Origin of the sequence: Paraburkholderia sp. 35.1 (assembly GCF_050436525.1) — a bacterium.
GTDB lineage: Bacteria > Pseudomonadota > Gammaproteobacteria > Burkholderiales > Burkholderiaceae > Paraburkholderia > Paraburkholderia tuberum.
Genome location: NZ_JBNDMJ010000002.1, coordinates 2,071,071 through 2,096,816, shown reverse-complemented (window position 1 = coordinate 2,096,816; position 25,746 = coordinate 2,071,071). Strand labels below are relative to the sequence as shown.

Genomic DNA, 25,746 nt, shown 5'->3' with positions numbered 1-25,746 from the left:
AACATCCAAGAGACATGACCGATTTGAACGTTGACCGCTCCGCGGCAAAGAAACCCTTCCGCCGTCTGCTGCTCACCGGCGCCGCGGGCAACCTCGGCAAGCAACTGCGTCCCGCGCTCGCGCAATGGGCCGACATCGTGCGCGTGTCCGATATCGCTGCGCTCGGCGAAGTCGCCGCGCACGAGGAAGCGGCCGTCGTCAATCTCGCCGATGAAGCAGCCGTGCACGCGCTGCTCGAAGGCGTGGACGCGGTGGTGCATCTCGGCGGCATCTCCGTCGAAGCGCCGTTCGAAGACCTGCTCGAAGCGAACATCCGCGGCCTCTATAACGTGTACTCGTCGGCGCAAAAGCATGGCGTGAAGCGCATCATCTACGCGAGCTCGAATCACGCGGTGGGTTTCCATCCGGTGACGTCGGTTATCGATACCGAAGTGCCGCTTCGTCCGGACGGCATGTACGGCGTGACGAAGTGTTTCGGCGAATCGTTGTCGCGCTACTACTTCGACCGCTTCGGTCTCGAGACCGTGTGTTTGCGGATCGGCTCATCGTTCGAGCAGCCGAAGACCGCGCGCATGCTCATCACGTATCTGAGCTACCGCGATTTCATCGAGCTCGTGCGCTGCTCGCTGTTCACGAACCGCGTCGGTCACGCGATCGTCTACGGCGTGTCGAATAACCGCATCTCGTGGGTCGACAACACGAACGCCGCGTTTCTCGGCTACCGTCCGCAAGACAGCTCGGCGCAGTTCGAACACCTGTTCCCGCCGAGCGCCCCCGACACGCGCTTCGACGACCCGACCCAGCTGTACCAGGGCGGCCCGTTCGTGCTGGCCGGTCCGATGGAGCCTAAGCAATGAGCGCGAATCCGCAAGTGGAGCGCTTCGAAGCGGCCGGTCGGTTGCCCGCGGCCACCGGTGAAAGCCCGGTCTGGCGCGCGGCCGAGCAGGCGCTGTACTGGGTCGACATTCCGGCGAAAAAGATCGTGCGCGGTTCGCTCGCGACGGGCCAGCGCAGCGAATGGCTGCTGCCGGAGCAGGTTGCCTGCATCGCGTTCGATCACGCCGGCACCGTGCTCGCCGGCTGCGAGACCGGGTTGTTCGCGCTCACGCTCGCGGACGCGTCGAAAGCGGCGAGCGGCGAGCCGCTGACAGCGTCGCTGCGCAAGCTCGCGGCGCCTGAATTCCCGCACGGCGGAATGCGTTTCAACGACGGCCGCTGCGACCGGCAAGGGCGTTTCTGGGCCGGCACGATGGTGATGGACATGGCCGCGGCGATCCCGGGCGGCGCGCTGTACCGCTTCGACGAGAAGGGCGTGCTGTCAGCGCCGGTCGTCGCTTCGCTGATCACGCAGAACGGCCTGGGCTGGTCGCCGGACGGCACGACGATGTATCTGTCCGACTCGCATCCGCTGCGCCGGCTGATCTGGGCTTTCGACTACGACGTCGACAGCGGTGAGCCGCGCAACCGCCGCGTGTTCGCCGACCTGCATCACTATTCGGGCCGTCCGGACGGCGCGGCGGTCGATGCCGACGGCTGCTACTGGATCTGCGCGAACGACGCCGGTCTGCTGCTGCGGTTTACGCCGCAGGGCAAGCTTGACCGGCAGGTTCCGGTGCCGGCCATCAAGCCTGCCATGTGCGCGTTCGGCGGCCGCGATCTCGATACGCTGTTCGTCACCTCGATTCGTCCCGCCAACGGCGCGAGCGAGCACGACGGCCACGTGTTCGCGCTGCGGCCCGGCGTGAGCGGGCTGCCTGAACCAGAATTCGCAGGGCAACTGTAACGTTGCTTGCATGAAGCATGCGCCGGGACGAAGTTTTTCTCCCGGCGTTTTCATTTTTCAGGACCATTCGTGTGGCCCTTTATTTGTCACTCGTCGTACAACGTGTTGTGTGAAGACCACGCCGCCACGTATTTCTTCAGCAAAAATACCACAGCTCCGCAGACTGTACCGATTCCGTCCCCATCCAATGCCGGACGGCGCGGGACCTTGTGGCATGCCACGCCGGTCATCCGTACCGGCGCTTTTCTTGATGCGGGTAAATACCGTCTGTACAAGATAAAACCCCTTTTATAGACTTCGTATGTTGTCGTACAACATATAAGCCCAAACAAATGGCTTTCTGTGTTGGTGTGACAGTGCAATTCGGTGGGTTTCAAGGCATTCGTGCCGCCGCGGTCGATGCGGCATGCATGTCCGAAGCCGGCCGGCGTGATTGACATAAGTAGTCGAGTTGTCGACTGGAGTGCTGGGTCAACTGTGCCGGGGAAGTCGCACAGCCAGTACGGCCAACGCCCGCACCTGCGAAGGCAGTGAGCGTGAAGCCGGAGACGCGTCAAAACCATGTCACATCCGCTGTTGCTGGGATGGTCTATTTTTCAAGGAATGTCACGATGAACAAGAAGTTTGCCTCTTCCCATGTTTCGATGATCGTCGCGGCCGCGGCGTTGGCGTTCAGCACGATGTCGGCTGAAGCGCGCGTGTTCCGCGTCGCCGATGTGCACGGCGACACCTTCCCGACCAACATGGCCGTGAAGTACATGGGCGAGGAGATCAGCAAGGCGACCGGCGGCAAGGACTCCGTGAAGGTGTTCGGCAACAGCGCGCTCGGTTCGGAAAACGACACGATCGACCAGGTCCGTATCGGCGCGCTCGACATGGCCCGTGCCAACGGTGCTGCGTTCAACGAAATCGTGCCGGAATCGATGATCCCGTCGCTGCCGTTCCTGTTCCGCGACGTCGACCATTTCCGCAAGGTCATGTACGGTCCGGAAGGCCAGAAGATCCTCGACGCCTTCACCGCGAAGGGCATGATCGCACTGACGTTCTACGAGAGTGGCGCACGCTCGATGTACGCGAAGAAGGCGATCAAATCGCCGGCTGACATGAAGGGGCTGAAGGTCCGCGTGCAGCCGTCCGACCTGATGGTCGACGAAATCAAGGCAATGGGCGGCACGCCGACCCCGATGCCGTTCTCGGAAGTCTATACGGGCCTGAAGACCGGCCTCGTCGACGGCGCCGAAAACAACCTGCCGTCGTACGAAGAAACCAAGCACTTCGAAGTCGCTCAGATCTACTCGGAAACCCAGCATTCGATGACGCCGGAAGTGCTGGTGTTCTCGAAGAAGGTGTGGGACACGCTGTCGCCGCAAGAGCAGCAGATCATCAAGAAGGCCGCGGCTGACTCGGTGCCTTACTACGAGAAGCTGTGGACCGCGCGCGAAGCCGACGCACAGAAGGCCGTCACGAAGGGTGGCGCAACGGTCATCGCGGCTTCGCAGATCGACCGCGCGGCTTTCGTGAAGGTGATGCGGCCTGTGTGGGCGAAGTACGAAAAGACCCCGCAAATGAAGCAGATCGTCGACGAGATCGAAGCAATCAAGTAAGTCACGCGTCCCGGACGCAATCAGCAATAGCAACGCTTGTCGCAACAGCGGCGTGAATGGTCCCGCGAGGAAACTCGCGAGACCTTCCGCCGCGCGATTTCGCGCGCGCGTGCGGATCGTGTCGCATCGGGACGGCTGAATCCCAAGCATAGGTCGGTCGTAAGCAAGGACAGGGTCATGAGTTTCCTGAAACGCCCAAATGATTTTCTTTTTCGCGTGCTGCTGGTCGTGGCGTCGCTTAGCCTCGCCGTGCTTTGCCTGCTCGTGATTTATAGCGTGGTGATGCGCTACGTGTTTAGCGACGCGCCCGATTTCGTTGAGCCCATCGCATTGCTGCTGGTGATCCTGATCGCGATGTTCGGCGCCGCGCTGAAGGTTCGCGAGGGCGGTCACATCGGACTCGACTCGCTCGTCAAGAAATTGCCCGAGAAAGGCCAGGTGATCGCGAAAGGGATTCAGCACCTGTGTCTGGTCGCTTTCGCGGTGGCGGTCTTCGTCGGATGCCTCGAGATGGCGGAAACCACGATGGGCGACCGCATTCCGATCATCGGCGTGCCGGAAGGCGTGCGCTACTGCATCCCGATCTTCGCGAGTGTGTGCATCGCGTTGTTCTCGATCGAGCATCTGCTCGAGCTCTTCGCGGGGAAACGGGAAGAGCCGGCGCTCGAACTCTCCGCCACGGAATAAAAGTAGAACCATCATGGAACTTGCCCTTCTTACCGCCAGTTTTCTAATCTTCCTCTTCCTCGGGGTTCCGGTTTCATTCGCGTTGGGCCTGTCCTGCGTTCTGACGTACCTGTTCGAAGGCTTGCCGACCGCGACCGCGATGCAGTCGATGATCTCGGGCATGAACGGTTTCTCGTTCCTCGCGGTCCCGTTCTTCATCTTCTCCGGGGAGCTGATGCTCCACGGCGGCATCGCTGACCGCATCCTGCGTTTCGCGCAGGCCACGGTCGGCCATTTCCGTGGTGGCCTCGGCATGGCCAACGTGGTCGCCTGTACGCTGTTCGGCGGCGTGTCGGGTTCGCCGACCGCGGATACGTCGGCCATGGGCGGTGTCGTGATCCCGCTGATGAAGCGCGAAGGTTATAGCGCCGCATACGCGGTCAACGTGACCACGCACTCGTCGCTCGCCGGCGCGCTGATGCCGACATCGACCAACATGATCATCTACGCGTTCGCCGCGCAAGGCGTGAGCGGCGTGCTGAACGGCAAGCAGATGAGCGGCGTGTCGATCGGCGATCTGCTGTTCTCGGGTCTGTTGCCGGTGCTGTGGGTGATGGGCCTCGTGCTGATCGCCGCTTACTGGCAGGCCGTCAAGTTCGGCTATCCGCGCCGTCCCGACGGTTCGACCGAACTGCAGCGTTTCCCGGGCTGGATGGCGGTGCTGCGCACGTTCGTCGGCGCGGTGCCGGGTCTGATGGTCATCGCGATCATTCTGTTCTGCGTGGCGCGCGGTATCGCCACCGCGACGGAGGCGGCCGCAATCGCCGTGGGTTATTCGCTGATATTGACCATCGTCGTGTATCGCTCGCTGTCGATGAAGAAGCTCGGCCATGCGCTCGGCAAGGCCGCGAAAACGACCGGCGTGGTGCTGCTGCTGATCGGTGTGTCGAACATGCTGCGCTACCAGATGGCCTATCTGGAGATCCCGGAGGCGATCGAGCGCATGCTCGACGGCGCGACCTCGCTGCCGTGGCTGATGTTGTTGTACATCAACGTGATTCAGGTGTTCCTCGGTACGTTCGTCGACATGGCGGCGCACATCCTGATCACAACCCCGCTGTTCCTGCCGATGGCCATGCACAACGGGGTGGGCCCGGTTCAGTTCGGCATCATGATTCTGCTGAACTGCGCATTGGGTCTCGTGCATCCGCCGATTGGCTCGGTGCAGTTCATTGGTTGCGCAATTGGCAATGTGTCGATAGGGGAAACTACTAAGGTGGCTTGGCCGTATTACCTCGCTATCTTCTCGGCCATCAATATTGTCACCTATGTCCCGTGGTTCTCGACCTGGTTGCCGAGCATCATCAACGGCCATCCGGTGTTCTGATCCAAATAAAACGTCTTACCCACACTCAGCGGCGCTCGCATAGGCCGCATTAGAAAGTTTTTAACAGAGGAGTAAAAATGAAAAAGACTCTCTTAGCTTCGGCCTTGGGGTTGGTCGCCCTGGGCGCACATGCGCAAAGCAGCGTGACGCTTTACGGTATCGTCGATACGGGCCTGGGTTGGCAGAACAGCTCGGCGTCGCTGACCACGGCGGCGAAACCGCAGACCGTCGCTGGCAACTCGCAAGTCAAGATGATCAACGGCATCTGGGCAGGCAGCCGTTTCGGTTTGAAGGGCTCGGAAGATCTGGGTGGCGGCACGAAGACGATTTTCCAGTTGGAAGAAGGCTTTAACAGCGCAACTGGCGCGCAAAGTGTGCCGGGTCTGGCATTCAACCGCCAGGCATGGATCGGTCTGACGAACGCTCAGTTCGGTACGGTGACGGCAGGCCGCGGGTACACCTCGTACTACACGCTGCTCTCGCCGTATAGCCCGACCACGTGGCTGACCGGTGCATACGGTGCGCATCCGGGTGATATCGACTCGCTGGATACGACGTTCCGGGTGAACAACCAACTGGTTTATACGTCGCCGAGCTTTGCCGGTCTGACGGTTAGCGGTTCGTACGCACTGGGCGGCAACGCGGGCAGCTTCGCAGCCGGCCAAACCTGGAGCGTTGCGGCACAGTACCTGAACGGCCCGATCGGTCTCGCGGCAGGTATCCAGCGCATTGACAACGCGGCGACCGTTGGCACCCCCGCGTGGAATTCCACGGCGTCGAACAACGGCGCTCAGCCGTCCGTCTCGGCAATCAACAACGGCTTCCAGACCGCAGCGAAGCAGCAGCGCATTGCGGTGACGGGTGGTTACGCGTTCAACTCGCAGTGGGACGTTTCGTTCGCATACTCGAACGTTCAATACGCTGCGGGCCAGGCTTCGCTGTTCCACGACACGCAGATCTGGAATACCGGTGGCGCAGTGCTGCACTGGAAGCCGATCTCGGTGCTGGACCTGGCCGCTGGCTATAGCTACACCCGTGCAACGTCGTCGAACGGCATTCAGAGCACGGCTAGCTACAGCCAGTTCAACCTGTCGCAGTACTACTCGCTGTCCAAGCGCACCGGCCTGTACGCACTCGAAGCGTATCAGCGCGCTAGCGGCCAGACGCTGTCGGGCAACGGCAAGTCCATCATCAACGCAGTGGCAAGCATCGGTGACGGCCAGAACGGTTCGCCGTCCTCGTCGCGCAGCCAGACCGCGGTTGGCGTGGGTATCATCCACAAGTTCTAAACAGTTACTGAATACGTGGCGGCGCGTTGTTTTGCCGCCACATCGACGCGTTTTTTTTCGCGTCGTCAGTCTCGCAAAGCTGCGCACATTACGTGCGCAGCTTTTTTTTGGTGCGCCAGGCATGGCGCGTAGCGCCGTGACTGGCGCTGTCCGACCCGCTGTGGTGGCGAGCCGGATGACTTGGGGGTGAAAGTCCTCTGCACACCCGGCAAGGGGAAGTGCTAGCTGAACGGCAAGGGTGTCCGTCGTAAGGCGGAATCTGAAGGAAGCCGCAGGCAAAATGCTGGCCTGACGAACAGGAAGCGGATATCAGGCGGTGTGGCGGGGTGAGCAGTCCAAGATCTGTAAAGCCCAATACTTGCACGGAACGCCACGACGTAGATCCGACAGGCATAAGCAGGAAGGTCGCGCGCATTACCCTGGGAGCCCCGTCAGTCTGCCTTGTGCTACTGGCATCGCAAGGTGCCGGGATGGGCTGGCGGGAGTCAGCAGAGGCCATAGTAGCGGCTCGGAACCGGAGCAGTGAAGGGCCGAACCTGACGAGAGTGGATAGTCACGCGTGCTCTCTGAGCGTTTGGGCACAAGTCTCGGCACAGCCGGGAGCCTGCGATCAAACTTGACGGCCGGAAGCCTGAGAGAGGTTGGGGTGTCCATTGAACGACAGGCGACACGACGAACGAAACGAAGCTCGCTGGAGCAATCCAGTCGTCAGGAAACGCCGGATACGTGATCCGTACGTCCGGTGTTGTGGGAGGACGGCGGGGGCAACCCCGCCTCCTACCCGATCGATGCTTCATTTTGATGCATCGCAGGCGCTGGTCTCGCCAGCGGTGCCAGATCTGGGTTGGGAGTGCCTCGCGCGCGGGCTTTCGCGTTACGATGAGAGCCCGGCGCGCTTTCCTGCGCCGTTTCGCGAGGAGACGCCGATGCGTGAATTACGATGGGCTTCGGAAGAGGGCGATGGCATCGAACATCTGGTATTCGATGCGCGCGACGATGGCTTCGCCGTTGAAAGCGTCGTGGTCGGGCAGCGCTACGGCAAGGCGTACGGGCTGCATTACGCGGTGCGCTGCGACGCGCGCTGGCGCACGCGCTACGCGCGGCTGAAGATCGTCGGCGGTGGCGAGCTGGAGCTGCATGGCGATGGCGACGGCCACTGGCACGACGGGCACGGCCTCGCGCTCAGCGCGATCGAAGGCTGTATCGACATCGATATCGCGGCGACGCCGTACACCAATACGTTGCCGATCCGTCGGCTGCAACTGGCGCAAGGCGAACGTCAACCGATCGAAGTCGCGTATATCTCGACGCCGGACTTGCAGGTCACGCGCGCCGAGCAGGCCTACACGTGCATCGAGTTGAATGGCGAGTACCGCTACGAAGGCATTTTTCGCGAGTTCACCGCCAATTTGCGCGTGGATAGCGATGGTCTCGTGATCGACTATCCGACCTTGTTCACGCGTTTGCCGCGCGTGCGTTAGGTTTTGCGTTCGGCGTCGCCCGCTGCGTTTGAATCGTCGTCGGGCCCAGTCGATGCGCCGCGGCCGAGCGGGCGTTGCATCAGCGTCGTGTCGAGCCAGCGGCCGTGCTTGTAGCCCACAGCCTTCAACGTGCCGGTCAGCTCGAAGCCGAGTTGCGCGTGCAACGACAGTGAGCCGCCGCTGCCGCCATCGGCGATCACCGCGATCATCTGACGCCACGGTCCGGTCTCGCAACGTTCGATCAGCGCCTGCAGCAGCACGCGTCCGATGCCGCGTCCGCGATACGCGTCGCTGACGTAGATCGAGTCTTCGATCGTGTTGCGATAGGCGGCGCGCGGGCGATACGGCGTCGCATAGCAATAGCCGGCCACGTCGCCGTCGATCTCCGCGACCATATATGGCAGTCCGTGGCTGCGCACGCTTGCGAGCCGCGCGCGCAGATCGTCGACGGACGGCGGGGTTTCTTCGAACGACGCTACACCGGTCAGCACGTGATGCGCGTAGATCGCCTGGATCGCGGGGAGGTCGGCTTCGCTGGCGTCGCGGATCAGCGGGGCGTCGAGCGGAGGGCGGGGTGAACTCATGCGGGGTCCTGTCGTGGCGGGCGCAGTTTGGCGGAAGTCTTCACTATGCCTGTCGCCCGGGCGGATTTGAAGCGGGTCAAAGATCGAATTGATCGAACTCGCTCTGCAGCTCGCGATTACGCGCCACGCGTTCGTCGATAGCCGGTCCACGCCGTTCGACGACCGCCGAGTTCAGCGAATCGACGTAGGAACCCGACATGCCGTCCGAATAGAACACGCGCGGGCGGATGTATTCGAGATAGCTGTAGAACGCGTTGCTGATGCCGCGCGTCGATTGGATGCCGAGGATGTAGACCGCATCGGCGTTCGCCATGCGCTCGGCGGCGCGCGCGAAGGCCGGCGAGCGCGCGAGTTCATACACGCGCCGGATCGCGCCGATTTCGAATTCGAGCGATTGGGCGAGCGCGGCGTCGCGAGGCGAGAAGCCGTCAGCGACGCTCGGTTCATGAAGCTCACCGGTTTGCGCGCAGTCGCTCGGGCCACGGCGGAACGCGGCGCGGGGCGCTGGTTGTGCCAATCTGCGAAATGATGACAGATCGATCCACGGCTCGCGCAATTCGATCCTGAAAAAGTCTGTTCGCCGTGCGACGGTCGAGCCGCGTCAGACCGGCCGCCGCACCGGCGCGGCGCGCGAAAAATGCCGTGCGCCAGCCACGCAGGCGACCACGATCACGGTGACGATGATCATCGATGGCGGTACCTGCTCGTGCAGCAGCACGCCGGCGAGCAGCAGCCCGAAAAACGGCTGCAGCAGCTGCAGTTGGCCGACCGCCGCGATGCCGCCGAGCGCGAGCCCGCGATACCAGAACACGAAGCCGATCAGCATGCTGAACAGCGACACGTACGCGAGTCCCCACAGCGCGGCGGCGCCGACACCGTCGAACGACACGGGCCGCGTCCACCATGCGAGCGGCAGCATCAACGGCAGCGACAGCACGAGCGCCCACGAAATCACCTGCCAGCCGCCGAGATGACGCGACAACCGCGCGCCTTCCGCGTAGCCCAGCCCGCACACGACGATCGCCGCGAGCATCAGCGCGTCGCCGAGCGGCGAGGCGTCGATGCCGTGACGCAGCGCGAACGCGGCCACCGCCGCGCTGCCGAGCGCCGAGAACAGCCAGAACGCCGGCTGCGGCCGCTCGCCGCCGCGCAACACGGCGAAGATCGCGGTGGCGAGCGGCAGCAGGCCGATGAACACGACCGCATGCGCGGCGCTCACGTGACGCAGCGCGAGCGCGGTCAGCAAAGGAAAGCCGACCACGACGCCGAGCGCGACCACGACGAGCGGCAGCAGATCGCGCCGGTGCGGGCGGGTCTCGCGGAACACCAGCAACAGCAGCAGACCAAGGATGCCCGCGATCGTCGCGCGCGCCACGGTCAGAAACACCGGATCGAGGCCCTGCACGGCAAGCCGCGTGGCCGGCAGCGAGCCGCTGAAAATCAGCACGCCCGCGAAACCGCTGAGCCAGCCGTTGGTGGTTTTGTCCATGGCAAACGTCCCTGCGCTGAAAGAGTCTCATGATGCGCGCCGCGGCCGTAAACGTTAAGCTACAGATCAGTACAGTTTGTCCAAACTGTACCGAACATGGGAGCAGTACAGATGGCGGAAAGCGAGAACAACGAGACGGTGCCGGGCACGCGTGTCGGCCTCGTGATGAATAATCTGCGGGAGCGTATCGCGAGCCGCTCGCTGATGCCGGGCGCTCGCGTGCCATCGATCCGCGCGATGACCGACACGCTCGGCGTGTCCAAGTCGACTGTGGTGGAAGGCTACGACCGTCTCGTTGCGGAAGGGGTGATCATCGCGCGGCGCGGCTCGGGCTTCTTCGTGTCGGGCCATGCGCCGCCGCTCGCGCTCGCCGATCTCGGGCCGCGGCTCGATCGCGAGGTCGATCCGCTGTGGCTCACGCGGCAGTCGCTGGAGACCGGCTCGAAAGCGCTGAAGCCCGGCTGCGGCTGGATGCCGGCTTCGTGGTTGCCGGAAGATGGCGTGCGGCGCGCGCTGCGCGCGGTTGCCCGTGATCCGCAATCGCTGCTCGCGGATTACGCGAGCCCGGCGGGCTTGCCCGCGCTGCGTCAGCAGCTTGCGTGGCGGCTTTCCGCGCACGGGGTCGATGCGCCGCCCGAGCAGATCCTGCTGACCGACGGCGGCACCCATGCGCTCGATCTCGTGTGCCGCTTCCTGCTCGAACCCGGCGACACGGTGCTGATCGACGATCCTTGCTATTTCAATTTTCAGGCGTTGTTGCGCGCGCATCGCGTGCGGATCGCGAGCGTGCCGTACACGCCGCAGGGACCGGATCTCGCGGCGTTCGAGCGCGTTCTGGTCGAGCAGCGTCCGCGGCTCTACGTGACGAACTCGGCGATCCACAATCCGACCGGCGCGACGCTCGCGCCGGCCGTCGCGCACCGGCTGCTGAAGCTCGCCGGCGAGCACGATCTGCTGATCGTCGAGGACGACATCTTCGCGGACTTCGAAGACGAAGCCGCGCCGCGCCTTGCCGCTTTCGACGGCCTCGCGCGCGTCGTGTCGATCGGCAGCTTTTCGAAGACCCTGTCGGCGGCGGTGCGCTGCGGCTATATTGCGGCACGCGCCGAATGGGTCGAGCCGTTGATCGATCTGAAGCTCGCGACATCGTTCGGCAATGGTCAGCTCGCGGCGAGCGTCGTGCATCGGATGCTCGTCGACGGTACTTATCGGCGTCATCTCGAGGCGATGCGCGCGAAGCTGGCCGATGCGATGGGAGAGACCATCAGGCGTCTCGGCTATGCGGGCCTCGATATCTGGACACGGCCGCGCGCGGGCCTGTTCGTGTGGGCGCGCTTGCCCGGGGCGCTCGATGCCGCCGACATCGCCCGTCATGCGCTGACGGCGGGCGTCGTGTTCGCGCCGGGCAACGTGTTCAGCGCGTCGCAAGCGGCGGCGGGCTTTCTGCGTTTCAACGTGTCGCAATGCAATCGCCCGAAGGTGTACGAGGCATTGCAACGGGCGATGCAAGCGTGCACGGTCTCGGCCGGCGCGGGGCGCGAGCGGGTCTGAGACGAACTCAGGCGAAGCAGGCGTTCGCGGTCCCCCGCTACAGCGTTATTTGCACAGCAGAAGCATCCGTTCTTCTTCCGAGCAAGGCGTGTGCGGTTTCGGCGCAGGTTGCGCGGCCGCCGCGCTCATCGCCGCGCTGCGGTTCGCGAGACACGCGCGCAGATGCTTCTCGACCGGAGTGTAGTACTTCCACCCACGAACGAGCGTCGGCAATTCGAGCTTCACCTGTTTCCATTTCGGATGGCCATGCTCCTGCAGATTGTCGAAGTTCGCGCACAACGAGTCGGCGAAATGATTCAGATTGCTGACTGTGTCGCGCAAGCCGTAATCGTAGGTGACCAGAAACGCTTTGACGGTCAGACCGGGCACGTCTTCCTTCAGCCAGCCTGGGTAGCTGCTTTGGTGGATCGTAGTCGGAAAGTAGGTCTGCTTCGCGCGGTTCGTCTCCGGCGCGTTGGGATCGACGGGCAACAGACGCAACTGTGACAGCAGGTCGGGTTTCATGTCGTTGAACAGCTTTGCCGGCTGCCCGACCACGATGATCGCGACGTCGATCTTCTTCACGATCAGCGCGGCGAGCGCGTCCTCGTTGCTCAGATGCACGACGTTCTGCTCCGGAATCGGCTGGCCGAACATCAGACGGTAGAGCGTCGTCGCCGACTGCGCGGTGCCGCTGCCTAGCAGGCCGACGCTGATGGTCTTGTCCTTGATGTCGGCGAGCGTTTTCAGCGGCGAATCCGCCCGTACGACGACGTTAATTTCCTCGTCGTAGAGCGGCATGATCAGTCGCAGCGGCCGGATCGTCGTGCCCGCATCGGGGTTGCCCGAGTTGGCCATGTCGATGAACGCCTGGTACACGTCGGACTGCACGAGCGCGAGCTTCACGCCGGGCTCGAAACGCATGCGCTGCACGTTTTCGGCCGAGCCTTTCGACGCCACCACTTCGAGGTCGATGCCAACCGGCTGGGCCACCCATTTCGACAGGTCATTGCCGATCTGGATATATGTGCCGCGCTCCGGCCCGGTGACGATCTTGTAGTGCGCCGGTTCCGCGCCGGCCAGCGAACATACGACCAGTACCACCAGGCCCAGCCAGCCCGCGAGAAGTCTCTTCAGCATGATCTTTCTACCTATCGGTCAGGTTGATCCCGCTTCACGCGTGGCGCGTGGAAGCACCAGTGATCCGGTTGCCCTGTCATGTTCAAACTGCTGCCAGGGTCGCTCCGTCTGTTTCCGCTCAGAGGACGCACGATAATGTGCGAATCGGCACAGACGGCGGCCATTTGATCTGGTATGCGAAGCAATGTTTTTGCGCGACGGCGCAGCAGTTTGCGTCTCCGGGACCCGGTTCGGATCGTCGCGTCGCGCGTGAGCGCTAGTTGCTCCGCGGCGTCGCGGTTCTCACGACGCCGACGTTCGTTGCAGTCACGACCCGTTCGCCGTGCGCTTGCATGCCGACGGGCAGCGGTGCCTGCGCTTGCGCTTGCGCGAGCGGCGCGCCCGGCGCGGCATCCGTCGTCGCCGCATGCGGCGGAGTCAGCGGCGCCCAGCCGGTCTCGCGAATGACGCGCTCGAGGATCACTTTCGCCGCGTCGTTGCCGCTGTCGATCGCGAGCGCCTCGTTCGCATGCTGACGCGCGCACGGCCACGACTGCTGAGCGACGCAGGCCTGCGCGGCCTGTAGCGCAGTATCGCGACGCTGGACGAGCGGCCGCATCTGATCGGCCAGACCCTGCGCGTCGCTGTTTCCGGGTTGTAACGTTTGCGCGGCGGCGAGAGCGGCTTGGGCGGCGGACAGATCGTTCGCGCGGAACGCTGTCCTCGCGACCTGCAATGCTTGTCCGGTGTCGTGGAATTGCGCCGCGGGCCGCATGGGCGTCGCGGCCATCGGCGGCGCGGCAGGCGGCGCGGCGGGTGTCGCTGGAATGACGGGAGCCGCGGGCACGACGGGCGCGGGCTTCGCCGCCAGTGCGGTCACGGGCGGTGGCGCAGGCTTGGCCGCGGCCGCCGCGTGCACGGTCTGTGCTTGAGCAATCACCGGGGCGGACACAAGCGGCGCGATCATGCCGGTCGTTGTTCTGGCATCCGGCGTAATCTGCTCCACGCCTTGATCTTCCGATTCGCCGCCGTCGCTGAATAGCGTATAAGCGACATACGCCAGGCCGATTGCGACAACCGCGCCGATCACGTACAGCACGCGCCAAATCGTCTGCGCAGTGTTGGGCGGCGCATACATCGGATCTTCGTAAGGTGGGATAGTGGTGTCGGTCGACACGAGCGCCGTGTGCATGACCGGCTCGGTCCGCAACAGGGGTTCGGACGCCATCGCGGCAGCGGCGATGGCGGGCTCGTCCCGTGTGCCGAGCTCGTTGTCGAAACGGGGCAGGGGCTTGTGCGTGGCGCTCGCACGGCTGCCTGGAATCCCGGTGCGGATGTGCGGATCGTCCTGGTCGAACGGATGCGCAGCGCCACAGTAGGGGCAGGCGTCGACTTGTCGGTACAGTGCGCCACCGCAGCGTTTGCAGGGCGTGGGGAAAGTTTGGCCGGTTGCTGTCTGGGTGGACATGCCGTGGACCCACCTTTGGAAAACGATGCCGTAAAGGCATGCTTCGGATCGTGTAGAGGCAGGAGCCTTGTCCGCGGAATCACGATCCACATGCGCCGGAAGTCGTGGAGACGTAGGCAGCGGCTGCGTTTCCACGGGTTCCAATATGTGGCGTTTCACGGGGGACGTCAACGCGGTTGGCCCCTGGATTGTGTGCGCTACCGCTCATTTGGAGGTATGAAGAAACCCTGGCCATACATTCGAAACGAGTGTATGTGTTTGTTGTTTCACGACAAATGGAAGGTACCCGGAAGCATCGCGCCGCATGAAGCGAGCGCGACAAAAAAACAACGAGGCCGACGCGTCGTGCGTGCGGCCTCGTGATTGACCTTCTATCTGGCGCCTGCCGGTACGCGTTTGCATCAGCTTCCCGATCAGGCGTCGAAGTACGCTCAGTGCTTGCGCAACGGATGATCCTTCAGCAGCCATGCGAGCACGAAGGCGAGCACCACGACGCATGCGGCCGACAGATACACGGTGTGCAACGCACCCGCGAACGCATGCAGATAGTCGTTGCGCAATGCTTCGGGCAGCTGATGAATCGCTGCGGGACCCAATGCCTGCGGAAGTTCGGTGTCGGGCGGGATCAGCTTTTCGAGGCGTCCGGCGAGGCCGTTCGAGAACACCGCGCCGAAACCGGCCACGCCGATCGAGCCGCCGATCGAGCGAAACAGCGTGACGCCCGACGTCGCCACACCCATATGCTTGAACGCTACGGTGTTCTGGACCGCGAGGACCAGCACCTGCATCACCATGCCGAGGCCGCAGCCGAGCAGACCCATGTACAGATACATCACATGAATCGGCGTATCGATCTGCAGGCGCGCGAGCAGCAGCATCGCCACGGAGACGAGGAACGTGCCCATGATCGGGAACAGCCGGTACTTGCCGATCTTGCTGATCACGCGGCCCGTCACCATCGACAGGATGAACAGGCCGCCCATCATCGGCAGCATCTGCATGCCGGCTTGCGTCGGCGTGGAGCCCTTCACGACCTGCAGATAGAGCGGAATGAACGTCACGGAGCCGAACAGCGATACGCCGATGATGAAGCTCACGAGGCTGCTGATCAGAAACGTGCGCTGTTTGAACAGTCCGAGCGGCATGATCGGTTCGACCGCGCTGCGTTCTTCGTGAATGAATCCCCAGATCGCTGCGAGGCCCATGCCGAGCGTGAACCACAGTTGCGGCGACGACCACGGCAGGATCGTGCCGCCCTGACTCGTGAACAGGATGATGCAGGTCAGCGCGCCGGCGAGAAACGCGGCACCCATGTAATCGATCGTGTGCTTCACGTGGCGCACGTGCGGCTTGAACACCGCGCCGATCACGATGAGCGACACGATGCCGAGCGGCAGGTTGATGTAGAAGATCCAGCGCCACGTCAGACGCTCGACCAGAAAGCCGCCGAGCAGCGGACCGATGACGGTGGCAAGACCGAAGATGCCGCCGAACACGCCCTGGTAGCGGCCACGCTCAGCGGGCGGAATCACGTCGGCGATCGCCGCCATCGTCACGACGAGCAGGCCGCCGCCGCCGAGCCCTTGCAGCGCGCGCAGCACGATCAGCTGGCTCATGTTCTGCGCGATGCCACACAGCGCCGAGCCGACGAGAAAGATGACGATCGCCGTCTGCAGCACGATCTTGCGGCCGAACAGATCGCCGAACTTGCCGTACAGCGGCACGACGATGGTCGAACTGAGCAGGTAGGCGGTCACGACCCACGACAGGTTATTGAGCCCGCCCAGTTCGCCGACGATGGTCGGGAGCGCGGTCGAGACAATCGTCTGGTCCAGGGCGGCGAGCAGCATGACCAGTAGCAGCGCCGGAAACAGCAGCCGGATCGGCGGATGGTCGGCCGCGGGGTCGACTGACAGGGTCGTAGCGGGTTGTTCCATGGTGGCAACGCGTTGAAATTAATTAACTGAGAGATTAATATATGTGACATCGCCTCTCACGTCAAATTCAATGCAATGACAAGGATCTCGCCTGACGACGCCGCGGCGCACAATGCCGTGGCAGATACGGGGCCGCCCGCGCGAATTGCCGCGAAAGAGCGCGACGCGTCGAAGCCCAAACTCACGGCAGCGCCAACGGATATTCATGCCGCGAATATCGGCAGCAGCGCACCGGCTGGATCGGCCGCCCGCCGCCCCGGCCGGCCGTCGGGCGCCGCGCGCGGTCCCGCGCAGCGTGCGCGCTTGCTCGACGCCGCGCTGACGCTGTTCGCGAGGCAGGGCATCGTCGAGACATCGCTGGGTGAGATCGCCCGCGAGGCCGGCGTCACGCCCGCGATGGTGCACTACTACTTCAAGACGCGCGATCAACTGCTCGACGTGCTGATCGACGAGTGTTTCGTACCGTTGCGCGCGAGCCTCGGGCTGCCGTTTCAGGAGAATCCCGACGATCCGGTCGCGGCAATCACGCAACTCACGGAGCGGCTCGTGCAGATCGCGAGCGACAACCCGTGGTTCGCGTCGCTGTGGGTGCGCGAAGTGATCAGCGACGGCGGGCTGCTGCGCCAGCGCATGCATGAGCGCTTTGGTTTCGCGCATCAGAAGGCGTCGCTGCTGGCGATCGCGCGCTGGCAGAAGGAGGGGCGCCTGAATGCATCGCTCGAACCCGCGCTCGTGTTCGTCACGCTGCTCGGCATGACGATTCTGCCGCTTGCCACCTCGAAGCTGTGGCGCAACGATCCGTTGCGCCACAGTATCGGCGGCGCGGAGATTGCGCGGCACGCGGTGGCGTTGCTGGTGCAGGGCATCGGGCCCGGCAAGGGCGATTGAACTGGCGCCCGGTGTGGCGCACCGGGCGCCGCGTCCTTTGAAAAGGCCCTAGCTTTTGCGATTTTTCTTCCACTCGTCGAACGCCGCCTTCGTCTCGTCGTTCGGCGGATAGGTGCCGGGCAGCGCGGCGCCGGCCCGAATCCTCTCGGTGAGAAACGCCTCGAGCTGTTCCTGTCCGGCGGCGGCTTGCGCGACGTCGTCGGCCATCTTCAGCGGAATTACCACAACTCCATCCGCATCGCCGACGATCACGTCGCCCGGAAACACCGCGACTCCACCACAGCCGATCGGCACGTTGATATCGACCGCATGATGGCGGATCAGATTGGGCGGCGCGCTCGCGCCGGCGCAAAACACCGGCATGTCGAGCGCGGCGATCGTCGCGCTGTCGCGCACCGGGCCGTCGGACACCATCCCGGCAACACCGCGCACCTGCAAACGAAGCGACAGAATCGAACCGAACGACGCGCTGCCGCGCTCGCCGCGGCAATCCTGCACGAGCACGTGGCCCGGCGCAATGGTCTCGACGCATTTGCGTTGCGCGTACTCAGGGTCCGCGAATAGTTCCAGTACGTCGATGTCTTCGCGCGATGGGATGTTGCGCAGCGTGAACGCCGGCCCGACCAGATTCGCGCCGCGCCGCGGACCGAGCGGCGCGACGCCCTGCATGAAGGTGTTGCGCAGACCGCGCTTGAATAGCTGCGTGGTCAGCGTGGCGGTGCTGACGTGACGAAGGATGTCGAGCGTCGCGGCGGAAAGCGCGGGCGATGGGGCGGACATGGTGTCGGTTGACCTCGGGTTGAGATGAGGGGGCATCGGTAGGCGCGCATGCGCGCCCACGATGATAGCGCCGCGACACCACCGGTTAGCAGGCCAGCGCCGTTCATCGCGCGACATCGGCAACCGCGACCGAGCCCTTCTTTACGTGACGCGAACCGCTGCAATGAGGCACGCGACGTGCTTGCAGTGTCGTCGGATGCGAGCGACGCAAAACGAACGGCAGCGCCGCGTTGTGCAAACAATACGAAGGGCAGAATCGATACCGGGCGGCGAAGGCCGTACGAACGGGGTTCGTACGAACCGCGCCGGAACATCGGGTGCCGGCGATCGGCGAGCCGCGGAAAAACTGCGGACACTGAGCAGCTAAATCGCGGTGTGCGTCGAGCGCCGTTTTTTCATCGACGTGCAATTTTGGCGCGTTACCGTGCGCAAGCGTTGTACTCGGGAAGATGTGGCGCAATGTTTTACAAGCGCGGACCTGTCTGCAACTCGGCGTGCGAAATCGGGTCGGAATCATGGACAGCAACACCGTGGCCGCGCGAATCGGCGGCAATCAGCAAAGTGAAATACAAAGTGAAACCTCCGCCCCCTCGGACGGCCTAACCGGTTTTTCAGAGCAACAACATACGATGAACGCAGCAATGAGGCTCGATCAGGCCACGATCGTGCTGGTGGAGGACGACCCGGACAGCCGGGAATCGTTGACCTTGTTACTCGAGGCGGAAGGCGCGAAGGTTTGCGCGGTCGCCGATGCGGAAGAGGGCGTCGTCGCGGCGATGCGGTTGCTTCCCGACGCGGTCGTCTGCGACCTCGACTTGCCGGCCATGGATGGCTTCTATCTGATCCAGCGGCTGCGCGACCACGAGATTTGCGGCGGTCATTCCCCCTCGGTGGCAGTGGCGCTCACCGGCCATACCGACGACGCATACCGCCTGCGCAGCATCGGCGAAGGCTTCCAGCATTTCATGACCAAGCCCGCGTTACCCGAAGCGCTCGTGACGCTGCTGCACGACGCGATCGACGCCCGCGCGGCGGGTTGATCGACGCTTCGCAGCTTCGCAGCGGCTCTCGTGGGAGCGGGTTTTAGACAGAGCAGGCCGGCGCGCGGCGGGAGATGTCGTTTCTCGAAGCAGCGCACGGCCATCGACGCTTGGCAGCGCGTCACACAGCGTTGCGCACCCAATATGGCGCGCCGCTATTTCGCCGCGGCCACCAGCGCGGCCGCGCTGGCCGCTTTGGCCGCCTGACAGGCGGCACACAATCCCTTCAATTCGATTTCGTCGCTCGCGAGCCGATAGCCCGCCTCCTCGATCTGCGCGACGAGGGCCTGACGCAGCTTCGGTTGATGCAATTCGGTGACGCTGCCACATTGCTGGCATACGACGAGAATGCCGTGCTGGCATTGCGTCAGATCATGGCAGACCGTGAACGCATTGATCGATTCGATCCGATGCACGAGCCCCACCGACAGTAAAAAATCCAACGCGCGATAGACGGTCGGCGGCGCCGAGCCGGCGTGGATCTGGCGCATTTCGTCGAGCAGCGAATAGGCCTTGGTCGCGCGTCCCGAGTTCAGCAGCAGTTCGAGCACCTTGCGCCGGATCGGCGTGAGTTTTTCGCCGCGTTCGCGGCAATATTCCTCGGCGAGTGCGAGAGCCGCTTCCTGCGACGGGCCATGTGCGTGCGACGGCTCGTGCACATCGTGATGCGCTCGATGATCGTGTGCATCGGAGGCGGGGGCGGCAGGTGTGGGAGCGACCGAACGGCCGGTCGCGGCGGGCTTGGCGGTTTTCATGCGTCGATTATAGAGGCAGGGGGATGCAAGTGCCGCGCCGGTCGAAGCGTCGAGAGAATCGGGATTGCCCAGATTTGGCTTACAACTGACAACAAACGAAAAATAGGGTCTTACTGGCAAAAAATGCCTATTCTTTGTCAGTCAGTCTCTGAATGTGTTTGATGGGATCTCGATGAGACAACTGCTTCACCCATCGCGGGCAGTAGCCTTAGCTTTTCTCTTTGCGATTGCCGCAGGGACGCTCCTTTTGAGGTTGCCCTTGTCGCAGGCCAAAGGTGAGGCAGCGCCGTGGCTGAGCGCTTTTTTTACCGCTACCTCCGCGGTCTGCGTGACTGGACTCGTCGTTGTCGATACGGGCACCTACTGGTCAAGCTTTGGACAGTGGGTCATCCTCGGCCTGTTTCAGATTGGCGGTTTCGGCATGATGACCGCAGCCACCTTGCTGGGACTCATGGTCAACCGGTCCTTGCCGCTGCGAGCGAAGCTGATCACCCAGGTCGAGACGCACACGCTCCGTCTCGGGGACATCGGCAGCGTGGCGCGCCTGGTGCTCGTCGTGACGCTCGTCACTCAACTGACCACGGCACTCTGGCTGACGGTCAGGCTTCATCTCGGGTACAACATCCAATGGGGCGAGGCCGCATGGAGTGGATGGTTCCATGCGGTCTCCGCGTTCAACAACGCGGGCTTTTCAATTCACCCGGACAGTCTGATGCGCTATGCCGCCGACGCGTCGATGCTGGTACCGGTGATGGTCGCGATTGTCGTCGGCGGAATCGGGTTTCCGGTTCTGTACGATCTGCGGGAAAAACTTCGGGGTGCCCGTCGGCTTTCATTGCACACCAGGCTCACTTTAGTGGTCACGGGGGTGCTGCTGCTCGGCGGATTTCTTGCGTTGCTGCTGTTCGAATGGACCAATCCGCAAACCCTGGGTCCGATGCCGTTCGGAGAGAAGCTCCTTTCGGCAGCGTTCGCCTCGGTATCCGCGCGCACGGCGGGTTTCAACTCGCTCGACATCGGCGCAATGAGTCATGACAGCTGGGCCCTGCATTTCTTCCTGATGTTCGTTGGCGGGGGCAGCGCGGGGACGGCAGGGGGTGTCAAGATCGGCACCATCGCCATTCTGGCCTTGCTGGTGATCGCAGAGATCCGCGGGCGTGGCGATATCGAAGCGTTTGGGCGCCGTGTCAGCGTGTCGGCGCAGCGGCAAGCGATTACCGTGGTGGCGCTGGGTGGCGTGATGATCACGCTCGGCACACTGATCATTTTGCACATCACCGATTTTCCTACCGATCAGGTCATCTTCGAAGTTGTTTCGGCGTTCAGTACGGTCGGTCTGTCAACGGGTATCACGGGTGATTTGCCTGCGCCGGCACAGTTCGTGATCATCGCGCTGATGTACGTCGGCCGGGTTGGAACCATTACCTTTGCGACGTCGTTAATGCTGGTTGAGCGGCGTGCGCAATATAGCTACCCGGAGGAGCATCCAATTGTTGGCTGACCTGTTCAAGATTTCGCTCTCTTTTTCGAAAGGCGACAGTGTGGTCGTCATCGGTTTGGGGCGGTTCGGCTGTGCCGTGGCCCAGTCGCTGCTTCGGCTTGGCCATGACGTGATGGGAATCGACCGGGACGAGCAGCAGGTGCAGTTATGGGCGGACCGCTTGACGCATGCCGTCCAGGCCGATTCGACCAACGTGAATACCCTGCGCCAATTGGGTGTTGCGGACTTCCCTCATGCGATCGTGGGCATTGGAAGCGACCTTTCGGCGAGCCTGATGACCTTGATGGCCCTAACGGAACTTCAGATCAAGGACATCTGGCTGAAGGCGGTGACCGCGGAACACGGCCAGATTGCCCAGCGCATTGGCGCGCATCACGTGGTTTATCCGGAAGCGGAAATGGGTGAACGGATCGCTCACCTGATCGCAGGCCGAATCGTGGACTACATTGAATTCGGCGAAGGATTTGCCGTCGCCGCGATTCATGCCCCGGCGCCGACACACAACCGTCCGCTCGCAGATTGCGGCGTTCTGGAGGCGTTCGGTGTGATGGTCATGGCCGTCAGGCGCGCTGGCGAAGAGTTCCAGCACGCGGGGCCTGACACGGTTGTCGTGCCGGGGGATCTGCTGATCGTGTCCGGCCCCGCGAGCAAGGTTGAAGAGTTTGCGGGTCGCACGAATACCTGAACCGTTTCCGCCGACCCGCGCCATGCTCAGGTCAACGGGAAATCCACATACTTCTTGAACCCGGAACGCGTCGTGAGACGCGAATACCAGCGCTCCAGATTCGGCAGCGGCGGCCGCTGCAAACCGTCGAGGCCGAACCAGCGCTTCGCGTACGCGCCGATCACGATATCGGCGAGCGTGAACTTGTCGCCTTCGAGAAAGAAGCGGCCCTGCAGATGCGTGTCGAGCAGGCGCCACAGGACGGTGACCGCCTTCGCGTCGGCGGCGAGTTTGGCGGCGTCGCGCTCGGCCTCGGGCGTGCGCACGAGGGCCCAGAAAACGGGACGTTCCACTGGCTGCAGCGTCGACAGCGACCAGTCCAGCCAGCGGTCGATGCTCGCGCGCAGTTTCGGGCCGGCCGGATACAGCAGGCTCGATTCGCCGTATTGCATCGCCAGATAGCGCAGGATCGAGTTGGATTCCCACAGCACGAAGTCGTCGTCGACCAGTGTCGGGATCTTGCCGGTCGGGTTCATCGCGAGATAGTCGGGTTCGTTGTTGCGGCCGAATTGCAGGCCCGCGTCGATGCGATCGAATGGCAGCACGAGTTCGTCGCAGCACCACAAGACCTTCTGGACGTTGACCGAATTGGCGCGTCCCCAGATCGTAATCATCCGGTAAATCCTTTTCTCTTACGGTTGGCAAGCCGCGCGGCATGCGCGGCGTTCAGCCAGTAACGATACACGATGTGCGCGCCTTTGCGCGACGGGCCGCCCGGCCGACATTGCGTTGCGTACAATGACCGCACTCCGGATTGCCCGCTGAAAACACGCATCCCAACTCATTGAGGCATTGCATGGCCCGCATTGTTCCCGACGACTGGAAGAGCCTCGAAGCGACCGGCGCGGCGGCGCGCGAACGTGAAACGCTCGCGCTGCTCGAAAAGGCACTGCCCGCCGACTACACCGTCTACCACGGCGTGCATTGGACGCGCCTGAACCAGAACTTCTCCGTGTTCGGCGAGGCCGATTTCGTGATCGTGAGTCCCGCCGGGCGCCTGCTGATCATCGAGCAGAAGACCGGCTTTCTGCGCGAAACGCCGAAGGGGCTCGTCAAGGTGTATCTGCAGACCGAGCGAAACGTCGCGATCGCGCTCGCGCATACGATCGAGAGTCTGCACCGGCGTTTTACCGCGGCGTTCGGCGCGGGCGCCTATTTCATCGAGGAACTGCTGTACTGTCCCGATCACATCGTCAAGGATGCGGCGATCGCCGGCGTGAATCCCGCGCGCATCGTCGACGCTACGCGGCGCGAGCGTCTCGCGGCGATCGTCCGCGAAGCGCTGCCGGCCGATGAACCGCGGCTTCCCTGCGCGGCGAAAATCCACCACTTTCTCGCCGACGAACTCGCGTTGACGCCCGACACGAGCGCGCTCGTCGGGCAGGCGGGCACGCTCGTCACGCGCCTTTCGGGCGGACTTGCGACATGGGCCCGGCGGCTCGAATTCGCGCCGTTCCGTTTGCGCGTGATTGGCACGGCGGGCTCCGGCAAGACGCAACTCGCGGTGCAGGTGATGAAGGACGCGGTCGCGCGCGGCGAGCGGCCGTTGTACGTGTGCTTCAACCGGCCGCTCGCCGATCACATCGCGCGGGTCGCGCCGCCGGAGGCGAAGGTCGCGAACTATCACCAGCTTTGCGACTGGATCGCGCGCGACGCGGGCCGCGCGCCCGATTTCCGGTCGGCGCAGGTGTTCGATCAACTGGAGGCCGTATTCGCCGACACGCCGATCGAACCGCGCTGGCAATTCGACGTACTGATCGTCGACGAAGGGCAGGATTTCCAGCAGCCATGGGTTGCCGCGCTCGAGCGGCTGCTGCGGCCGGGCGCCGCGTGGTGGTGGCTCGAAGACCCACTGCAGAATCTGTACATGCGTGAGCCGGTCTCGTTGCCCGGCTGGACCACGCTGAGAGAAACCACCAATTACCGCAGTCCTCGCGACATCCTCGATTATCTGCGCGACGTGCTGGGCGCGTCGGTGCCGCTGGCCGCGGCACTTACGTCGGGCAGTCCGTTCGACGGCTCCGAGGTTTCGGTGTCGGTCTACGACGAAGCGCAGGGCGCCGAAAGCAGTATCGACGCAACCAAGCGCGCCATCACGCAGGCGCTATCGCTCGGTTTTCGCAAGCAGGACATCGCGGTGCTGTCGTTCCGCGGCCGCGAGGGCTCGGCGATGAGCGCGCTCGATCAGCTCGGTCCGCATCGGCTGCGCAGTTTCACCGGCAAATACGATCTGTTCGGCAACCCGGAGTATCGTGAAGGCGACGTGCTGTTCGAGTCGATCTACCGCTTCAAGGGGCAGGCGGCGCCGTGCGTGATCTTCACCGAGATCGACTTCGACGCGTTCGACGAACGCAGCGCGCGCAAGCTGTTCGTCGGCGCGACGCGCGCGACGATGAAGCTGATCGTCGTCGCGTCGCAGCGGGCCGCGCGGCATTTGCAGTTGCGCGAGGCGAAGGACAGGTAGCGGCGGTGTTCGGGCGCTGCGCCCACAAGGAACGTTGCGCTCAACTCCACGCCCTTGCGCTCACCAAAATCCCCGTGCGCGTCAGCGCATCCCACCAGATCACGCGCAGCAGCGGCGCTTGCTGCGCGATCAGCAGCGCCTGCACCGGATCGCTTTCGACGAAGTGCGTGACACCCGCGCGCAGCGCCGCGCTCGCCTTGTGCGCGGCCGCGCCGGCGGGGCTGTCGTCGTGCCGGCCGGGCGTGCGCATCGCCAACTGCATGTGAGCGAAGCCGTGTCGCGCGAGCCAGGCTTCGGTGCGCGCGCGATCCATCTCCGGGCGGCCCGTGATGATCGTGCGCACCTGCTGCAGGTCGATGCCGGGCAGCACCTCGAACGGCAGCAGCGCGTCGCGCTCGGCGAGCGCGGCGGCGAGGTCCTCGTCGTAGCGCGCGAGCGGTACGTCGGGCAGCAGGATGCCGTCGAGGTCGATCGCGTAGGCCGCGTACTCGTGGTCGTTGGCCATCGCGGGCGCGGCGCCGGCTTCGACGCGCGCCCAGTCGTCGCGGTAGCGCTCGGTGTACGCCTGGCGCTCCCATGGAAAGAGGGCGAAGTAGCCGCGCGCATCGATCGCGTAGTCGGGCTGCGCGCGGCTCAGATCATCGAGCGCGGCGGTCAGGGTTTTGACTTCGAGCCCGTGCGCCTGCAGAAACGCGATGCAATCGACGAGCGTAAAACCGCGTCCCGCGATGTCCTCGCACAACAGCACTTTCGATCCGGCGGGCGGGATCGACAGCGTCGAATCCCATGCGACCGCGCGCGTCTGGCGGTCGTAGCGCAGGAACGCGACCGGCGCGCCGACCGCGTGCGACACCATCAGCGCGAGCGGCGCGCCGCCGCGCAGAATCCCGAGCGCCATCGAGAAATGCTCGGCGAGCAACGCGGGTTGCAGCGATTCGATCCAGTGATCGAGCTGTTCGTACGTCAGAGGCAGGACCGGCTTGTTCATGACTATCGAGGCGCCGCGTGGCGCGATGGAAGGCAATGGTCCGCGGGGATGCGCGCGCGGCGCGCGCTGACGCACTGGCGCGACATCGCGGGTCCCCGTTTTTGAGTCAGCGCATTTTGGCGATATTATGCATGCGGGTCAAAGGTCGCGTGTCGGGGTGGCACGCGTTTGACGGCACGGTACGGCGCAACACTTCGCGTGGCATGAGATCGGCTGACCGTGGCGCCGCCCGCGGTCCGGCGAATCAACGAAATCGGATAAAAAAAGCA

At 63.7% G+C, this 25,746-nt stretch carries 22 protein-coding genes and 1 pseudogene; 13 read left to right on the top strand and 10 right to left on the bottom strand.

Features of this window, described 5'->3' with window-relative positions; all coding sequences use genetic code 11:
* Nucleotides 1-14 precede the first annotated feature (14 nt).
* The 7 genes from OKW27_RS15550 to OKW27_RS15520 all read left to right on the top strand — a co-directional run bounded on the left by OKW27_RS15550 (nucleotide 15) and on the right by OKW27_RS15520 (nucleotide 8,210).
* Entirely contained in the window at nucleotides 15-857 is an 843-nt protein-coding gene (locus OKW27_RS15550) for an NAD-dependent epimerase/dehydratase family protein (RefSeq protein WP_429334013.1), read from the top strand.
* Nucleotides 854-1,783, top strand: coding sequence for an SMP-30/gluconolactonase/LRE family protein (locus tag OKW27_RS15545; RefSeq protein WP_090806080.1), 930 nt, complete (start codon nucleotides 854-856; stop codon nucleotides 1,781-1,783). Before OKW27_RS15550 ends, OKW27_RS15545 begins: the two co-directional genes overlap by 4 nt.
* A gap of 611 nt (nucleotides 1,784-2,394) precedes the next feature.
* Nucleotides 2,395-3,387, top strand: a complete 993-nt coding sequence (locus tag OKW27_RS15540; RefSeq protein ID WP_429334012.1) for a TRAP transporter substrate-binding protein — start codon at nucleotides 2,395-2,397, stop codon at nucleotides 3,385-3,387.
* Nucleotides 3,388-3,564: 177 nt separating this feature from the next.
* Entirely contained in the window at nucleotides 3,565-4,074 is a 510-nt protein-coding gene (locus OKW27_RS15535; RefSeq protein WP_035470962.1) for a TRAP transporter small permease, read from the top strand.
* 13 nt (nucleotides 4,075-4,087) lie between these two features.
* Nucleotides 4,088-5,440, top strand: coding sequence for a TRAP transporter large permease (locus OKW27_RS15530; RefSeq protein WP_090806076.1), 1,353 nt, complete (start codon nucleotides 4,088-4,090; stop codon nucleotides 5,438-5,440).
* Nucleotides 5,441-5,517: 77 nt separating this feature from the next.
* Nucleotides 5,518-6,729 (top strand): porin, encoded by a 1,212-nt coding sequence (locus OKW27_RS15525; RefSeq protein ID WP_429334011.1) that lies wholly within the window; start codon nucleotides 5,518-5,520, stop codon nucleotides 6,727-6,729.
* Between the two features lie 926 nt (nucleotides 6,730-7,655).
* Nucleotides 7,656-8,210: a putative glycolipid-binding domain-containing protein gene (locus OKW27_RS15520; protein WP_429334010.1), complete on the top strand. Its 555-nt coding sequence runs from the start codon at nucleotides 7,656-7,658 to the stop codon at nucleotides 8,208-8,210.
* On the opposite strand, the gene OKW27_RS15515 is transcribed toward OKW27_RS15520, so the two are convergent.
* From OKW27_RS15515 to OKW27_RS15505, 3 genes and pseudogenes are all read right to left on the bottom strand, one after another.
* Nucleotides 8,207-8,794, bottom strand: a complete 588-nt coding sequence (locus OKW27_RS15515; protein WP_429334009.1) for an N-acetyltransferase family protein — start codon at nucleotides 8,792-8,794, stop codon at nucleotides 8,207-8,209. The two genes, OKW27_RS15520 and OKW27_RS15515, sit on opposite strands and share 4 nt — an antisense overlap.
* A gap of 76 nt (nucleotides 8,795-8,870) precedes the next feature.
* Nucleotides 8,871-9,284, bottom strand: a pseudogene (locus OKW27_RS15510) (hypothetical protein); the annotation flags it as partial.
* A 111-nt stretch (nucleotides 9,285-9,395) separates the two neighbouring features.
* On the bottom strand, nucleotides 9,396-10,283 hold the full coding sequence (locus tag OKW27_RS15505; protein ID WP_429334008.1) for a DMT family transporter: 888 nt from the start codon (nucleotides 10,281-10,283) through the stop codon (nucleotides 9,396-9,398).
* 111 nt (nucleotides 10,284-10,394) lie between these two features.
* Here OKW27_RS15505 and OKW27_RS15500 point away from each other — a divergent pair, with 111 nt between their 5' ends.
* Nucleotides 10,395-11,834: a PLP-dependent aminotransferase family protein gene (locus OKW27_RS15500; RefSeq protein WP_090806069.1), complete on the top strand. Its 1,440-nt coding sequence runs from the start codon at nucleotides 10,395-10,397 to the stop codon at nucleotides 11,832-11,834.
* A 45-nt stretch (nucleotides 11,835-11,879) separates the two neighbouring features.
* On the opposite strand, the gene OKW27_RS15495 is transcribed toward OKW27_RS15500, so the two are convergent.
* From OKW27_RS15495 to OKW27_RS15485, 3 genes are all read right to left on the bottom strand, one after another.
* On the bottom strand, nucleotides 11,880-12,953 hold the full coding sequence (locus OKW27_RS15495; RefSeq protein WP_090806067.1) for a TAXI family TRAP transporter solute-binding subunit: 1,074 nt from the start codon (nucleotides 12,951-12,953) through the stop codon (nucleotides 11,880-11,882).
* Between the two features lie 256 nt (nucleotides 12,954-13,209).
* The gene (locus tag OKW27_RS15490) at nucleotides 13,210-14,400 is read right to left on the bottom strand and encodes a hypothetical protein (RefSeq protein ID WP_429334007.1); all 1,191 of its coding nucleotides are present in this window, start codon (nucleotides 14,398-14,400) and stop codon (nucleotides 13,210-13,212) included.
* A 431-nt stretch (nucleotides 14,401-14,831) separates the two neighbouring features.
* Nucleotides 14,832-16,337: an MDR family MFS transporter gene (locus OKW27_RS15485; RefSeq protein ID WP_429334006.1), complete on the bottom strand. Its 1,506-nt coding sequence runs from the start codon at nucleotides 16,335-16,337 to the stop codon at nucleotides 14,832-14,834.
* A 117-nt stretch (nucleotides 16,338-16,454) separates the two neighbouring features.
* On the opposite strand from OKW27_RS15485, the gene OKW27_RS15480 reads away from it, so the two are divergent.
* Nucleotides 16,455-17,225, top strand: a complete 771-nt coding sequence (locus tag OKW27_RS15480) for a TetR/AcrR family transcriptional regulator (RefSeq protein WP_429334005.1) — start codon at nucleotides 16,455-16,457, stop codon at nucleotides 17,223-17,225.
* A 48-nt stretch (nucleotides 17,226-17,273) separates the two neighbouring features.
* Here the strand turns inward: OKW27_RS15480 and OKW27_RS15475 are convergent, their stop codons facing one another.
* Nucleotides 17,274-18,005, bottom strand: coding sequence for a ribonuclease activity regulator RraA (locus OKW27_RS15475; RefSeq protein WP_429334004.1), 732 nt, complete (start codon nucleotides 18,003-18,005; stop codon nucleotides 17,274-17,276).
* A 515-nt stretch (nucleotides 18,006-18,520) separates the two neighbouring features.
* Between OKW27_RS15475 and OKW27_RS15470 the strand changes: the two genes are divergently transcribed.
* Nucleotides 18,521-19,045, top strand: coding sequence for a response regulator (locus OKW27_RS15470; RefSeq protein WP_090806057.1), 525 nt, complete (start codon nucleotides 18,521-18,523; stop codon nucleotides 19,043-19,045).
* A 155-nt stretch (nucleotides 19,046-19,200) separates the two neighbouring features.
* On the opposite strand, the gene OKW27_RS15465 is transcribed toward OKW27_RS15470, so the two are convergent.
* Nucleotides 19,201-19,800 carry a Fur family transcriptional regulator gene (locus OKW27_RS15465; RefSeq protein ID WP_429334003.1) on the bottom strand — a complete coding sequence of 200 codons (600 nt, stop codon included), beginning with the start codon at nucleotides 19,798-19,800 and terminating at the stop codon, nucleotides 19,201-19,203.
* 259 nt (nucleotides 19,801-20,059) lie between these two features.
* Between OKW27_RS15465 and OKW27_RS15460 the strand changes: the two genes are divergently transcribed.
* Nucleotides 20,060-21,301 (top strand): TrkH family potassium uptake protein, encoded by a 1,242-nt coding sequence (locus OKW27_RS15460; protein WP_429334002.1) that lies wholly within the window; start codon nucleotides 20,060-20,062, stop codon nucleotides 21,299-21,301.
* On the top strand, nucleotides 21,294-21,986 hold the full coding sequence (locus tag OKW27_RS15455; RefSeq protein WP_429334001.1) for a potassium channel family protein: 693 nt from the start codon (nucleotides 21,294-21,296) through the stop codon (nucleotides 21,984-21,986). Before OKW27_RS15460 ends, OKW27_RS15455 begins: the two co-directional genes overlap by 8 nt.
* A gap of 26 nt (nucleotides 21,987-22,012) precedes the next feature.
* Here OKW27_RS15455 and OKW27_RS15450 read toward each other — a convergent pair whose 3' ends face one another.
* Nucleotides 22,013-22,639, bottom strand: a complete 627-nt coding sequence (locus tag OKW27_RS15450; RefSeq protein WP_429334000.1) for a glutathione S-transferase family protein — start codon at nucleotides 22,637-22,639, stop codon at nucleotides 22,013-22,015.
* A gap of 182 nt (nucleotides 22,640-22,821) precedes the next feature.
* On the opposite strand from OKW27_RS15450, the gene OKW27_RS15445 reads away from it, so the two are divergent.
* Nucleotides 22,822-24,489: an ATP-binding domain-containing protein gene (locus OKW27_RS15445; protein ID WP_429333999.1), complete on the top strand. Its 1,668-nt coding sequence runs from the start codon at nucleotides 22,822-22,824 to the stop codon at nucleotides 24,487-24,489.
* Between the two features lie 40 nt (nucleotides 24,490-24,529).
* On the opposite strand, the gene OKW27_RS15440 is transcribed toward OKW27_RS15445, so the two are convergent.
* Nucleotides 24,530-25,477 (bottom strand): phosphoribosyltransferase, encoded by a 948-nt coding sequence (locus OKW27_RS15440; protein WP_429333998.1) that lies wholly within the window; start codon nucleotides 25,475-25,477, stop codon nucleotides 24,530-24,532.
* Between the last annotated feature and the right edge of the window lie 269 nt (nucleotides 25,478-25,746).

Excerpts from the sequence above, each read along its gene's own strand:
- OKW27_RS15465 (WP_429334003.1), bottom strand. The coding sequence starts at position 19,800 with ATGAAAACCGCCAAGCCCGCCGCGACCGGCCGTTCGGTCGCTCCCACA.
- OKW27_RS15520 (WP_429334010.1), top strand. The coding sequence starts at position 7,656 with ATGCGTGAATTACGATGGGCTTCGGAAGAGGGCGATGGCATCGAACAT.
- OKW27_RS15505 (WP_429334008.1), bottom strand. The coding sequence starts at position 10,283 with ATGGACAAAACCACCAACGGCTGGCTCAGCGGTTTCGCGGGCGTGCTG.
- OKW27_RS15485 (WP_429334006.1), bottom strand. The coding sequence starts at position 16,337 with ATGGAACAACCCGCTACGACCCTGTCAGTCGACCCCGCGGCCGACCAT.
- OKW27_RS15545 (WP_090806080.1), top strand. The coding sequence starts at position 854 with ATGAGCGCGAATCCGCAAGTGGAGCGCTTCGAAGCGGCCGGTCGGTTG.
- OKW27_RS15515 (WP_429334009.1), bottom strand. The coding sequence starts at position 8,794 with ATGAGTTCACCCCGCCCTCCGCTCGACGCCCCGCTGATCCGCGACGCC.
- OKW27_RS15495 (WP_090806067.1), bottom strand. The coding sequence starts at position 12,953 with ATGCTGAAGAGACTTCTCGCGGGCTGGCTGGGCCTGGTGGTACTGGTC.
- OKW27_RS15535 (WP_035470962.1), top strand. The coding sequence starts at position 3,565 with ATGAGTTTCCTGAAACGCCCAAATGATTTTCTTTTTCGCGTGCTGCTG.
- OKW27_RS15450 (WP_429334000.1), bottom strand. The coding sequence starts at position 22,639 with ATGATTACGATCTGGGGACGCGCCAATTCGGTCAACGTCCAGAAGGTC.
- OKW27_RS15440 (WP_429333998.1), bottom strand. The coding sequence starts at position 25,477 with ATGAACAAGCCGGTCCTGCCTCTGACGTACGAACAGCTCGATCACTGG.
- OKW27_RS15525 (WP_429334011.1), top strand. The coding sequence starts at position 5,518 with ATGAAAAAGACTCTCTTAGCTTCGGCCTTGGGGTTGGTCGCCCTGGGC.
- OKW27_RS15490 (WP_429334007.1), bottom strand. The coding sequence starts at position 14,400 with ATGTCCACCCAGACAGCAACCGGCCAAACTTTCCCCACGCCCTGCAAA.
- OKW27_RS15530 (WP_090806076.1), top strand. The coding sequence starts at position 4,088 with ATGGAACTTGCCCTTCTTACCGCCAGTTTTCTAATCTTCCTCTTCCTC.
- OKW27_RS15500 (WP_090806069.1), top strand. The coding sequence starts at position 10,395 with ATGGCGGAAAGCGAGAACAACGAGACGGTGCCGGGCACGCGTGTCGGC.
- OKW27_RS15470 (WP_090806057.1), top strand. The coding sequence starts at position 18,521 with ATGGACAGCAACACCGTGGCCGCGCGAATCGGCGGCAATCAGCAAAGT.
- OKW27_RS15475 (WP_429334004.1), bottom strand. The coding sequence starts at position 18,005 with ATGTCCGCCCCATCGCCCGCGCTTTCCGCCGCGACGCTCGACATCCTT.
- OKW27_RS15540 (WP_429334012.1), top strand. The coding sequence starts at position 2,395 with ATGAACAAGAAGTTTGCCTCTTCCCATGTTTCGATGATCGTCGCGGCC.
- OKW27_RS15445 (WP_429333999.1), top strand. The coding sequence starts at position 22,822 with ATGGCCCGCATTGTTCCCGACGACTGGAAGAGCCTCGAAGCGACCGGC.
- OKW27_RS15550 (WP_429334013.1), top strand. The coding sequence starts at position 15 with ATGACCGATTTGAACGTTGACCGCTCCGCGGCAAAGAAACCCTTCCGC.